This window comes from Mesorhizobium sp. M0478, assembly GCF_040321305.1.
Taxonomy (GTDB): domain Bacteria; phylum Pseudomonadota; class Alphaproteobacteria; order Rhizobiales; family Rhizobiaceae; genus Mesorhizobium.
The window spans coordinates 18634-31208 of record NZ_JAMYRH010000021.1 but is presented as its reverse complement, the minus strand read 5'-3'; the positions used below and the strand labels follow the sequence as shown (position 1 = coordinate 31208).

General features: G+C 62.2%; 14 protein-coding genes. 2 read left to right on the top strand and 12 right to left on the bottom strand.

Features of this window, described 5'->3' with window-relative positions:
- Positions 1–60: 60 nt before the first annotated feature.
- Together NKI64_RS30355 and NKI64_RS30350 are read left to right on the top strand one after the other, a co-directional pair.
- Positions 61–1284 carry a bifunctional 2-C-methyl-D-erythritol 4-phosphate cytidylyltransferase/2-C-methyl-D-erythritol 2,4-cyclodiphosphate synthase gene (locus tag NKI64_RS30355; protein WP_023830009.1) on the top strand — a complete coding sequence of 408 codons (1224 nt, stop codon included), beginning with the start codon at positions 61–63 and terminating at the stop codon, positions 1282–1284.
- Entirely contained in the window at positions 1281–1790 is a 510-nt protein-coding gene (locus tag NKI64_RS30350) for a CinA family protein (protein ID WP_023682551.1), read from the top strand. The genes NKI64_RS30355 and NKI64_RS30350 overlap by 4 nt, the downstream gene beginning before the upstream one ends.
- Here the strand turns inward: NKI64_RS30350 and NKI64_RS30345 are convergent.
- The 12 genes from NKI64_RS30345 to eno all read right to left on the bottom strand — a co-directional run bounded on the left by NKI64_RS30345 (position 1766) and on the right by eno (position 12405).
- Positions 1766–2227, bottom strand: coding sequence for a type II toxin-antitoxin system RatA family toxin (locus NKI64_RS30345; protein WP_023682552.1), 462 nt, complete (start codon positions 2225–2227; stop codon positions 1766–1768). The two genes, NKI64_RS30350 and NKI64_RS30345, sit on opposite strands and share 25 nt — an antisense overlap.
- A gap of 11 nt (positions 2228–2238) precedes the next feature.
- Positions 2239–3204: a lipoyl synthase gene (gene lipA / locus NKI64_RS30340; protein ID WP_023682553.1), complete on the bottom strand. Its 966-nt coding sequence runs from the start codon at positions 3202–3204 to the stop codon at positions 2239–2241.
- A gap of 127 nt (positions 3205–3331) precedes the next feature.
- Complete coding sequence (locus NKI64_RS30335) at positions 3332–3589, bottom strand: GlsB/YeaQ/YmgE family stress response membrane protein (protein ID WP_023668920.1); 258 nt, start codon at positions 3587–3589, stop codon at positions 3332–3334.
- Positions 3590–3691: 102 nt separating this feature from the next.
- Positions 3692–5140, bottom strand: coding sequence for a dihydrolipoyl dehydrogenase (gene lpdA / locus NKI64_RS30330; protein ID WP_023830008.1), 1449 nt, complete (start codon positions 5138–5140; stop codon positions 3692–3694).
- A 22-nt stretch (positions 5141–5162) separates the two neighbouring features.
- Positions 5163–5804 (bottom strand): SGNH/GDSL hydrolase family protein, encoded by a 642-nt coding sequence (locus NKI64_RS30325; protein WP_023755213.1) that lies wholly within the window; start codon positions 5802–5804, stop codon positions 5163–5165.
- Positions 5801–6220, bottom strand: a complete 420-nt coding sequence (locus NKI64_RS30320) for a hypothetical protein (protein WP_023668917.1) — start codon at positions 6218–6220, stop codon at positions 5801–5803. The genes NKI64_RS30325 and NKI64_RS30320 overlap by 4 nt, the downstream gene beginning before the upstream one ends.
- 14 nt (positions 6221–6234) lie before the next feature.
- Entirely contained in the window at positions 6235–7656 is a 1422-nt protein-coding gene (locus NKI64_RS30315; RefSeq protein ID WP_023706544.1) for a pyruvate dehydrogenase complex dihydrolipoamide acetyltransferase, read from the bottom strand.
- Between the two features lie 2 nt (positions 7657–7658).
- Entirely contained in the window at positions 7659–7964 is a 306-nt protein-coding gene (locus tag NKI64_RS30310; RefSeq protein ID WP_023714177.1) for a hypothetical protein, read from the bottom strand.
- Positions 7965–7990: 26 nt separating this feature from the next.
- Positions 7991–9412, bottom strand: a complete 1422-nt coding sequence (locus tag NKI64_RS30305) for a pyruvate dehydrogenase complex E1 component subunit beta (RefSeq protein ID WP_023682558.1) — start codon at positions 9410–9412, stop codon at positions 7991–7993.
- Positions 9413–9427: 15 nt separating this feature from the next.
- Positions 9428–10474, bottom strand: a complete 1047-nt coding sequence (gene pdhA, locus NKI64_RS30300) for a pyruvate dehydrogenase (acetyl-transferring) E1 component subunit alpha (RefSeq protein WP_023682559.1) — start codon at positions 10472–10474, stop codon at positions 9428–9430.
- A 195-nt stretch (positions 10475–10669) separates the two neighbouring features.
- Positions 10670–10993 carry an FtsB family cell division protein gene (locus tag NKI64_RS30295; RefSeq protein ID WP_023748672.1) on the bottom strand — a complete coding sequence of 108 codons (324 nt, stop codon included), beginning with the start codon at positions 10991–10993 and terminating at the stop codon, positions 10670–10672.
- Between the two features lie 137 nt (positions 10994–11130).
- Positions 11131–12405, bottom strand: coding sequence for a phosphopyruvate hydratase (gene eno / locus NKI64_RS30290; protein ID WP_023688446.1), 1275 nt, complete (start codon positions 12403–12405; stop codon positions 11131–11133).
- Positions 12406–12575: the final 170 nt, after the last annotated feature.

Genomic DNA, 12575 nt, shown 5'->3' with positions numbered 1-12575 from the left:
ATTGCGGCGCATTTGGGAAAATGCTGGCCTTCGCCATAAGCCGCGACTAAGCCTCTCGGCATGACAGACGCAAGCGAAAAACCGGCCGAGGCGACGACCGACAAGGTCGGCGTGGTCATCGTTGCAGCCGGCCGCGGCGCGCGCGCCGGACAGGCCGACGGGCCGAAGCAATATCAGCGCGTCGGTGGCCGTGCCGTCATCGCGCGCACGCTGGAGACGTTCCTGGCGCATCCCGAAATTGGTCCCGTCGTCGTCGCCATCCATGCCGATGACCGCGCGCTTTTCGACAAGGCAGCCGGCGTATATGCCGAGCGGGTTACCGCCGTGGTCGGTGGCGAGTCGCGCCAGGCCTCGGTCCGGCTCGGCCTGCTGGCGCTGAGGGAACGTACGCCCGGCCGTGTCCTTGTCCATGACGCGGTGCGGCCGTTTGTCGACACGGCCCTGATCGACCGTATCATCGCCGCCATTGGCGAGCGCCAGGGCGCGCTGCCCGCTTTGCCCGTCGCCGATACGCTGAAGCGCGAGTCGGCCACCGGCATGATCGAGGAGACGGTGCCAAGGGCCGGCCTTCATGCCGCGCAGACGCCGCAAGGCTTTCCGTTCTGGCCGTTGCTCGCCGCGCACGAAAAAGCCCATCATCTCGGCAAGACGGATTTCACCGACGATGCCGCGATCGCCGAATGGGCGCATATTCCGGTGAAAATCGTTCAGGGGTCGCCGGACAACGTCAAACTGACCTGGGCAAGGGATATTGCGATGGCGGATCAGCGGCTTACTGGCGAGCGTTTTCCAGACATTCGCACCGGCAATGGCTATGACGTGCACGCCTTCGAGGCAGGCGACCATGTCACTCTGTGCGGCGTCGCCATTCCGCACGGCAAGAAGCTTTCGGGACATTCGGATGCCGATGTCGGCCTGCACGCGCTGACCGATGCGCTGCTCGCCACTTGCGGCGCCGGCGACATCGGCACGCATTTCCCGCCTTCCGATCCGCAATGGAAGGGCGCGGCGTCGAAGATCTTCGTCGAGCATGCGGCCAGGTTGGTGCGCGAACGCGGCGGCCGCATCGCCAATGCCGACATCACGCTGATCTGCGAGGCTCCGCGCGTCGGCCCGCATCGCGAGGCCATGACCAACGCGTTGTCGGCGATGCTGGGCATTTCCAGCGATCGCATCTCCATCAAGGCGACTACCAACGAAAAACTCGGCTTTGTCGGCCGCGAGGAAGGCGTCGCCGCCATCGCCACAGCCAGTGTCGTCTTCCCCGGGGAGGTTCCCGCATGAACAACAGCGATCTTGCCAACGCCCTGCTCCAGGTCTGCCAGCAGCGCGGCATCATGCTGGCGACGGCCGAGAGCTGCACCGGCGGCATGATCATCTCGGCACTGACCGACATTGCCGGCTCGTCCGCTGTCGTCGATCGCGGCCTCATCACCTATTCCGATGAAGCAAAGATGGAGATGCTCGGCGTCTCGCCCGCCACACTCGAGGCGCATGGCGCCGTCTCGCGCGAAACGGTTCTGGAGATGGCGGCGGGCGCTCTGGCGCGCTCGCGCGCCGGGCTGGCGCTTGCCGTCACCGGCATTGCCGGCCCAGGCGGCGGTTCGCCGGAAAAACCGGTCGGCCTCGTCTGGTTCGGAGTTGCCCTAAGACGTGGGCCGGTGGCTGCCGAGCTCAATATGTTTGCCGACAATGGCCGCGACTTCATCCGCCGCGAGACGGTCAAGCATGCGCTGGAGATCGGGCTGCGCGCGCTCGGCGACACTCATGAGATGGGCGTCGTTCCGTAGATGACGTCCGCACGTTTTTCGAAGGCTTCGGAAAACATGCGGAAGGCGCGATCGAACATGGTGCCCATCACCACGCCGAGGATGCGGCTCTTGAACTCGTAGTCGATGAAGAAGCGGACGTTGCAGCCGCCGCCGTCGGCCGGCTCGAAGCGCCAGATATTGCTGAGATATTTGAACGGTCCATCGATGTATTTGACATCGATTGTGTTCTCGTCCGGCTTCAAAAGCACCTGCGTCGTAAAGGTCTCGCGGATCGCCTTGTAGCCGATGCTCATATCGGCGAGGAGAATGGTGCGGCCGTCACGCTCCTTGCGCGAGCGCACCGTCAGCGCCTCGCAAAGCGGCAGAAATTGCGGATAGGTCTCGATATCGGCGACCAGAGCAAACATCTGCTCCGGCGTGTGGGCAACGCGGCGTGTGGCTTCGAATTTCGGCATTGAAGCAGGATTTAACTGGCTTTTTTGAGCTGCGCCTCACGCGCGGCCCGCAGCCTGGCGAAATCGTCGCCGGCGTGGTGCGAGGAGCGCGTCAGCGGGTTCGACGCCACCAGCAGGAAACCCTTGGTCTTGCCGATCGTCGCGAAGGAGTTGAACTCCTCCGGCGTGACGAAGCGGATCACGGGGTGGTGTTTCTTTGACGGCTGCAGATACTGGCCAATGGTCATGAAGTCGACATTGGCCGAGCGCAGGTCGTCCATCAGCTGCAGGATCTCGTTGCGCTCTTCGCCGAGGCCGACCATGATGCCGGACTTCGTGAAGATCGACGGGTCGAGCTCCTTGACCCGCTGCAACAGCCGGATCGAGTGGAAATAGCGGGCACCCGGCCGCACCGTCAGGTAGTTCGACGGCACGGTTTCGAGATTGTGGTTGAAGACATCGGGCTTGGCCGCCACGACGATCTCCAGCGCGCCTTCCTTGCGCAGGAAATCGGGCGTCAGGATTTCGATCGTGGTCAAGGGCGTCGCTGCTCGGATCGCCCGGATAACCTCGGCGAAATGCTGCGCGCCGCCATCGGCGAGATCGTCGCGGTCGACCGAGGTGATGACGACATGGGTCAGCCCCATCTGCTTGACGGCGTGCGCGACGCGTGCCGGCTCATCGGCATCGAGCGCGGTCGGAATGCCGGTGGCGACGTTGCAGAAGGCGCAGGCGCGCGTGCAGATCTCGCCCATGATCATGAAGGTGGCGTGCTTTTTCTCCCAGCACTCGCCGATATTGGGGCAGCCGGCCTCTTCGCAAACCGTGACCAGCTTGTGCGACTTCACGATCTCGCGGGTTTCGGCATAGCCCTTCGACATCGGCGCCTTGACGCGGATCCAGTCGGGTTTGCGCAGCACGTCCTGATCAGGCTTGTGTGCCTTCTCGGGGTGCCGCAGGCGCGGCGCGTTGGCGATCGTGTCGAGAACAGTGACCATCTCAAACCTGACTTGTTGGCGTCTGCCCGTCGGCATTCGCCCTTCTGGCGTCATCTAGGACTTTTCGGTGCAAAGAAAAAGGCTGCGGCGGCGCATGCCGCCACAGCCTTTTTCGCATAGCGGTAGTCTAGCGGCGTATCAGCCGCCCGGCAAAGATCAGCAGGCAGGCGCCGATGAAGCCGGTGATCAGGTAGGCGAGCCAGCCGACACCGAAGGGTTCGATGTTGAGCGCCCTGAGAATTGCGTTCAGCACCACCGCGCCGACAATGCCCATAATGATGTTCATCAAGACGCCGGTATTGCTCTTCATGACCATCTCGGCCAGCCACCCGGCCAAACCGCCGATGATGATGGCCGCAATCCAGCCCACGCCATTCACGTCCATATGCCAACTCCTCCAGTGTCAGGTGAAAATGCATCCGGAAACGAACTGTCTTGCCGTAAGGTTCCTCCGGCGCATGCGTCTGAGTCTCGCGGCAGCAATTTATCACGCGTTGAGCGCACGGCCATAGGCATCAAGCACGCTTTCCTTCATCATCTCCGACAGCGTCGGATGCGGGAAGATGGTGTGCATCAGTTCTTCCTCGGTGGTCTCCAGGTTCATCGCCACGACAAAGCCCTGGATCAGCTCCGTCACCTCGGCGCCGACCATATGCGCGCCGAGCAGCTGGCCGGTCTTCTTGTCGAAGATGGTCTTGATGAAGCCCTGGTCCTCGCCAAGCGCGATCGCCTTGCCGTTGGCGCCGAACTGGAAGCGGCCGACACGAATGTCCTTGCCTTCGGCCTTGGCCTTGGCTTCGGTGAGCCCGACCGATGCGACCTGGGGGTTGCAATAGGTGCAGCCCGGGATCTTCAGCTTGTCTGTCGCATGCACGCCGGGGAAATTGGCGATCTTTTCGATACACACCACGCCTTCATGCTCGGCCTTGTGGGCAAGCATAGGCGGTCCGGCGACATCGCCGATAGCGTAGATGCCGGGAACGTTGGTCTTGCCATAGCCGTCAATGACGACGCAGCCGCGATCGGTCTCCACGCCGAGCGTCTCGAGGCCGAGATTTTCGATGTTGCCCTGCACGCCGACGGCCGAGATCATGCGGTCGGCGGTGATCTTCTCGACCTTGCCGTCCTTCATCTCGACATGTGCGGTAACCGAGTTGGTGCCCTTCTCGACCTTGGTCACCTTGGCCTCGAGGATGATTTTCATGCCCTGCTTCTCGAACTGCTTCTGCGCGAATTTCGAGACCTCGGCATCCTCGACCGGCATCACCGCCGGCAAAAGCTCGACCACCGTCACCTCGGCGCCCATGGTGCGGTAGAAGGAGGCGAACTCGATGCCGATGGCGCCCGAACCCATGACCAGCAGCGATTTCGGCATCTCCTTCGGCACCATCGCCTCGAAATAGGTCCAGATCAGTTTGCCGTCCGGCTCGATGCCGGGCAGCGCGCGCGGCCGGGCGCCGGTGGCGAGAATGATGTGCTTGGCGGTATAGGTCCCCTCGCCCTTGACGCCCTTCGGCACCGGCGGCTGCGGCTCCATCGGTTTCTTGGCCGTCTTGGAAACGACGATTTCACCTGGCTTTGAAAGCTTGGCCTCGCCCCAGATAACGTCGACCTTGTTCTTCTTCATCAGGAAGGCGACGCCGCCATTGAGCCTCAACGACACTTTGCGCGAGCGGTCGACGACAGCGGCCGTGTCGGCGCTGACCTTGCCGCCTTCGAGCTTCAGGCCGTAGTCCTTCAGATGGTCGGAATAGTGCATGATCTCGGCCGAGCGCAGCAGCGCCTTGGTCGGGATGCAGCCCCAGTTGAGGCAGATGCCGCCGAGATGCTCACGCTCGACGATGGCAGTCTTGAAGCCGAGCTGGGCGGAGCGCACCGCCGTGACATAGCCGCCGGGGCCTGAGCCGATGATGATCACGTCGTAGGATTCAGCCACGGGGTTTCTCCCTGATTTTTCTCTAGAGTTCCAGCATCACGCGCACCAATGGCGCCAGCGCCTGGCCGATATTTCGCGTGTTTTCGGCATCGAGATGGACGCCGTCGATCGGTGTGGTCTCGGCCACCGTGCCGGCATCGAAAAAGCCGCAGCCGGCCTCGTCGGCGAGCGCGGAATATTGCGGCGCCAGCCGCTTCGAGGCCTCGTCGCCGCCGGCAAACATTTCCTTGAATTCGGCATTGTCGGTGCGGCTGACCGCTGGTGGCGCGACGATCAGGATTTGCGGCGCGGCCCAGTCGAACGGATAATCGTGGCCGCGCACGATGTCGATCAGCCGCTGCACCCCCTGCTTGGCCGCGACCGGATTGCCGTGGATCCAGGGCTTCATGTCGTTGGCGCCGAGCATGATGATGATCAGGTCGAGCGGCGCATGGCTGGTCAGGATCGTCGGCAGCACCTTGGCGCCATTGCGGTCGGCACCAGCCAGGTGATCGTCGAAAGCCGTGGTGCGGCCGTTCAGACCTTCGGCAATGACTTCGATATCATCGTCGCCCAACGCCGCCTTGAGCACGCTCGGCCAGCGATCTTCCAGCGCATGACGCCCGAGGCTCGCCGCGTCATAGCCCCAGGTCAGGGAATCGCCGTAGCAGAGGATCGTCTTCATGCACCCGCACCCGCCTCCGCCCTAAGCCCGCGCCGCACGCGCCATCCCACGAACAGCCACTGCACGATAACCGTGGCGATGCTTGGCAAAAACAGACCGGCGACAACGGGGAGATCGCCCGACCACTGGGCTTTGCCAGGCGGCTGCGAGAAGGTCCAGGCAATCAGCCCGATTCCGGCCAGCACGAACAACGAAACCCCAACAAGCCCCGTCAGGTTTATCGCCCTTTGCGGGTTTGGCACGAACTGCGCGATGAAAAACGCCACGGTCGCAACGATGGTGACCAGCGCCGAAACCATGAAGACCAGGATGTATTCGGAATTCGCATTGGTGACGATTGCCAGCCACAGCGCCACCAGCCCGCCGGCCAGGCCGGAAAGGATCAGGGCGAAAAGGCTGGTGACGAATTTCCGCACAGCCTTTTTCCTTCCTAGACCAGCATGCCCATCGGATTTTCGATCATGCGCTTGAAGGCGACCAGAAGTTCGGCGCCGAGCGCACCGTCGACGGCGCGGTGATCGGTCGACAGCGTCACCGACATGATATTGGCGATTCTGATCTCGCCATTCTTGACCACCGGCCGCTGCTCGCCGGCACCCACCGCCAGGATCGTCGCATGCGGCGGGTTGATGACGGCGGCAAAGTCCTTGATGCCGAACATGCCGAGATTGGAGACAGCCGTCGTGCCGCCCTGATATTCCTCAGGCTTCAGCTTGCGGCTGCGGGCACGGCTCGCCAGATCCTTCATCTCGTTGGAGATAGTGGACAGTGTCTTTTCGTCGGCGTGGCGGATGATCGGCGTGATCAGGCCGCCGGGGATCGACACGGCAACGCCGACATCGGCGTGCTTGTGCTTGACCATGGCGCTTTCGGTCCACGACGCATTGGCATCCGGCACCGCCATCAGCGCCATCGCCATCGCCTTGATCACCATGTCGTTGACCGACAGCTTGTAGACGGGCACTTCGCCCTTGTCGGTCTTCTTCATCGGAGCCGCCGCATTGATCTGTGTGCGCAGCGCCAGCAGCGCATCGAGCTCGCAGTCGAGCGTCAGGTAGAAATGCGGGATGGTTGTCTTGGCCTCGACCAGGCGGCGCGCAATGGTCTTGCGCATATTGTCGTGCGGGACGAGCTCATAGGACCCTTCGGCAAACAGCTTCAGCACCTGTTCGTCCGACATCGCCTTGGGTGCCGCAGCCGGAGCCGCAGGTGCCGGAGCGCCGGCAGGTGCGGCTTTCGCGGCCGGTGCAGCCTTGGCGCCACCGCCGGCAATCGCCGCCTCGACATCGGCCTTGACGACTCGGCCATGCGGGCCGGTGCCACTCACAGCGGACACATCGACGCCGGCGTCCTTGGCTATGCGCCGCGCCAGCGGCGAGGCGAAAGTGCGCTCGCCTGACGATTGGCTGATCTCCCCCCTTGTGGGGGAGATGGCCGGCAGGCCAGAGGGGGGCGCGACAGACTGAGAGGTCGGCGGGACAGCGCCCCCCTCTGTCGACTTCGTCGACATCTCCCCCACGGGTGGGGAGATTGACGCCTTATCCTGCTTGGCATCGGCTTTCGCGGGCGCGGCATCGCCACCACCCTTTGCCGCCGCCCCTGCATCCTCGCCTTCGCCGGCGAGAATGGCGATCAGCGCATTGACCTTGACGCCTTCGGTGCCGGCCGGAACGACCAGCTTGGCGACCGTGCCCTCATCGACGGCCTCGACTTCCATCGTCGCCTTGTCGGTCTCGATCTCGGCGATCACGTCGCCCGGCGAAACCTTGTCGCCCTCCTTGACCAGCCACTTGGAAAGATTGCCCTCTTCCATCGTGGGCGAGAGTGCCGGCATGGTGATGTTGATTGGCATAGTTACTCTCCCTGCAAGCCAGCCGGGCTAACCACGGCAAGTTCTAGACGTTTGCCTTTGAATTCCTTGCCAATCGATCGGGCCAAGAAGAAATTCAAACAAAGGAATGATGCTACAAGCCCAAGGCATGCTCCCCCAACAGAGCTCAGTACCTGAATTGCCTCATGGCGAAGTCCAAAAAAACCGCCAATGAACCCAATGACGAACCCAACAATCGCGCCAGCAACAAATCCACAAGCGATACTAGACAGGAAGCTCCGCCAAAATAGAGACCAAGCTATTCTCCTCACATCTGCCATCGTCGCCATTTCTGCCTCCCCCGCAAGAAAGACCGTCAGCGATACGTGACGGCTTTGACCGCCTCTATGACCTCGCCGACATTGGGCAAAGCCAGCTTTTCGAGGTTCGCCGCATAAGGCATCGGCACGTCCTTGCCGGCGATGGTGATGACCGGCGCGTCGAGGAAATCGAAGGCGCGCTGCGAAACCTGGTTGGCGATGTGGTCGCCGACCGAGTTCTGCGGGAAACCTTCTTCCACCACGATCAGGCGGTTGGTCTTTTTCACGGAGGCAATGACGGTGTCGAGGTCGAGCGGGCGGATGGTCCGGAGATCGATGATCTCGGCATCGATGCCCATGCCGCGCAGTTCGGCTTCCGCCTTGATGGCATAGGTCATGCCGATGCCGAACGAGACGATGGTGACGTCCTTGCCCTGCTTGTGAATGCGCGCCTTGCCGATCGGCAGCACGAAATCATCGAGCTTCGGCACGTCGAAGGACTGGCCGTAGAGGATTTCGTTTTCAAGGAAGATGACCGGGTTCGGATCGCGGATCGCCGCCTTGAGCAGGCCCTTGGCGTCGGCAGCCGTGTACGGCATCACCACCTTCAGGCCGGGAATATGGCTATACCAGGCGGCATAGCACTGCGAATGCTGGGCGCCGACGCGGGCGGCCGCACCGTTCGGTCCGCGGAACACGATCGGTGCGCCCATCTGGCCGCCCGACATATAGAGCGTCTTGGCCGCGGAGTTGATGATCTGGTCGATCGCCTGCATGGCGAAGTTGAAGGTCATGAACTCGACGATCGGCTTCAGGCCGGCCATCGCCGCACCGACGCCGACGCCGGCAAAGCCGTGCTCGGTGATCGGCGTGTCGACGACGCGGCGCGGCCCGAATTCCTGCAGCAGCCCTTGCGTGATCTTGTAGGCGCCCTGGTATTCCGCGACCTCCTCGCCCATGACGAAGACATCGCCGTCGCGGCGCATTTCTTCAGCCATGGCATCGCGGAGCGCTTCGCGCACCGTGGTCGAGACCATCTCGGTGCCGGCGGGAATATCCGGATCGGCGGCAGGTTTGGCCGCCGGAGCGGCGGGAACTGCCTTCGGAGCCTCGCCGGCATCCTGGGGAGCCGCTTTTGTACCTTCCTCGGCTGCATCGGTCCGCTGACCGCCAGCGGAAACGGCATCCTGGGTGGAGGCAGGCTTGCCGCTCTTTTCGACATCGCCTGCACTTTCACCGTCCTGCAGCAACACGGCGATCACCGCGTTGACCTTGACGCCTTCGGTGCCGGCGGGAACCACGATCTTGCCGATCGTGCCTTCATCGACGGCTTCGACTTCCATCGTCGCCTTGTCGGTTTCGATCTCGGCGATGACATCGCCGGCGACGACCTTGTCGCCCTCGTTCTTCAACCATTTGGAAAGATTGCCCTCTTCCATGGTCGGCGAGAGAGCGGGCATGAGAATTTCGATCGGCATGTCCTTGCCCTCCCGTTACAATACGATGTCGGTCCAGAGCTCGGACGGATCCGGCTCTGCGTCGTGCTGGGCAAATTCGGCGGCGTCGGCGACGATGTCGCGGACTTCCTTGTCGATGTTCTTGAGTTCGTCCTCGGTCGCCCACTTCTTGGCCGTCAGCCGCGCCTTGACCTGCTCGATCGGATCATGATCCGAGCGCATCTTCTGCACTTCTTCCTTGGAGCGGTATTTCGCGGGATCCGACATCGAGTGACCGCGATAGCGATAGGTCTGCATCTCGAGGATGATCGGACCGTTGCCGGCACGGCACCATTCGGTCGCCTGATCGCCGGCGGATTTGACCGCACGCACATCCATGCCGTCGACCTGAATGCCGGGAATCTTGAACGAGGCGCCGCGATGCGAAAAATTGGTTTCGGCCGACGAGCGCGACACCGAAGTGCCCATGGCGTAGCGGTTGTTCTCGATGATGTAGATCACCGGCAGCTTCCACAGCGAGGCCATGTTGAAGCTTTCATAGACCTGGCCCTGATTGGCAGCGCCATCGCCGAAATAGGTCAGCGACACATTGTTGTTGTCGCGGTAGCGGTTGGCGAAGGCGAGACCGGTGCCGAGCGAGACCTGCGCGCCGACAATGCCGTGGCCGCCGTAAAAATGCTTCTCCTTGGAGAACATGTGCATGGAGCCGCCCTTGCCCCTCGACAGGCCACCACGGCGTCCGGTCAGCTCTGCCATGACGCCCCGCGGTGACAGTTCCATCGCCAGCATGTGGCCATGGTCGCGATAGGCGGTGATCATCTGGTCGCCGTTGATCAGCGACATCTTCATGCCGGTGACGACCGCTTCCTGGCCGATATAGAGATGGCAGAAGCCGCCGATAAAGCCCATGCCGTAGAGCTGGCCGGCCTTTTCCTCGAAGCGGCGGATAAGCAGCATGTGCCGGTAGGCGGCAAGCTCCTCGTCCTTGGTGAAGTCGGCCGGCTTGGGGGCGGAAAGCCCGGTTGATTTGGCGGATGTCGATTTAACGGATTTGGCAGGCGCTTTTTTGGCGGCGGTGGCCATGCATCACTCCCTGTTGGCGTCTCTTTGCGGACACTAAAGCAGACCATGTCTGCTCCGGGGAGGATCAGCTCCTCCCCACCGATTGGAAGGAAGCTAACATGCGAGACCGCGTTTCGCCATGCAGAAAAACGCATGGCTGGCATGCATCTAAATGTCTAGAATCATTGGAAATAAAAGCGATTAACCTAAATTAGGTTATTTCGAATTGGCCGGCAGCATGATGGTGATTTCATCGGGCTGGGACAGATTGAGCGCCCGGCGTGCCTGCTCGTCGAGCATATCCTTTTCAAGCGTGCCCTCATGCATCAGCTGGACGCGCCGCTCCAGATCGACCCGGCGCGCCTTGATGGCATCGTACTTGGCCTGCAATTCGATGCTCTGCGCTTCGAGCTGATATTTGGAATTGATGCCGAACTCGCCATGATAGGCATGGAAGCCGAAATAGGCCAGGAACGCCACGCAAAGCGACGGGATGATCAGCCGGCCGGTGTTTCTCTGCTTGTGCTGGCGTGTCCACATGGTCGCAATCCTCTGACCTGTCTATCTCGCCCGATTGTGCTTAATGGACGGTTACGGACAGGTGCATTAGCCAGCGCCCGCAACGAAAAAGGGCGGGAAAATCCCGCCCTTCGTCGTTTTCGCCAGTTCGGCAGAATTTAAGCTTTGATTACCGACTTGCCGGCGTAGCGCGCCTGCTTGCCGAGCTCTTCCTCGATGCGGATCAGCTGGTTGTACTTGGCCATGCGATCCGAGCGCGACAGCGAACCGGTCTTGATCTGCCCGCAATTGGTGGCGACGGCGAGGTCGGCGATGGTCGAATCCTCGGTTTCGCCCGAACGGTGCGACATGACGGCTGTGTAGCCTGCCTTGTGCGCGGTCTCGACAGCGTCGAGCGTTTCGGTGAGCGAGCCGATCTGGTTGACCTTGACCAGGATCGAATTGGCGACACCCATGCGGATGCCGTCGCGCAGCCGCGCCGTGTTGGTGACGAAGAGGTCGTCGCCAACCAGCTGCGTCTTGTTGCCGATCAAATCGGTCAGGTACTTCCAACCCTCCCAGTCGTCCTCGGCCAGGCCGTCCTCGATCGAGATGATCGGATAGTCGGCGGCGAGCTTGGCCAGGTACTTGGCCTGCGCCTTGGGATCGCGGGTCTTCTTCTCGCCCTCATAGACGTAATTGCCGTCCTTGAAGAATTCGGTCGCCGCACAGTCGAGACCGAGCGCGATCTCTTCGCCCGGCTTGAAGCCGGCCTTCTCGATCGATTCCATGATGAAATCGAGCGCCACCGGCGCACTCTTCAGATTGGGCGCGAAGCCGCCTTCGTCGCCGACATTGGTGTTGTGGCCGGCATCCTTGAGCTTCTTGCGCAGCGTGTGGAAGATTTCCGAGCCCCAGCGCACGCCTTCGCGCAAAGTCGGCGCGCCGACCGGCAGGATCATGAATTCCTGGAAATCGATCGGATTGTCGGCATGCGCTCCGCCATTGATGATGTTCATCATGGGCACCGGCAGTAAATGCGCCTTGGTGCCGCCGACATAGCGGTAGAGTGGCAGGCCGGCGGCTTCCGCTGCTGCCTTGGCGACCGCCAGCGAAACGCCGAGAATGGCGTTGGCGCCGAGCCGGCTCTTGTTGGGCGTGCCGTCGAGCTCGATCATGGTCTGGTCGATGTGGATCTGGTTTTCGGCTTCCATGCCGCCGATCGCCTCGAACAGCTCGCCATTGACGGCCTCGACCGCCTTGAGCACGCCCTTGCCGAGATAGCGGGCGCCACCGTCGCGCAGTTCGACGGCCTCATGCGCGCCGGTCGACGCGCCGGACGGCACCGCGGCGCGGCCCATCGAGCCGTCTTCGAGAACGACGTCGACCTCGACGGTCGGATTTCCACGGCTGTCCAGGATTTCACGCCCGACAATGTCGATGATGGCGGTCATTGCGATGTCCCCGATTGATCGATTGAAAGCGTCGCGCCCCTCTTAGCCAAAGTGCCGCAAAAGGCAATCAGGAATGGCATGAAATAATAGCGACGATCGCCCCATGCGGCCAGGCCCAGGGGCCATGGGCGACGCCATCTGACGCAAACAACAACCCCTACCTGACCTCA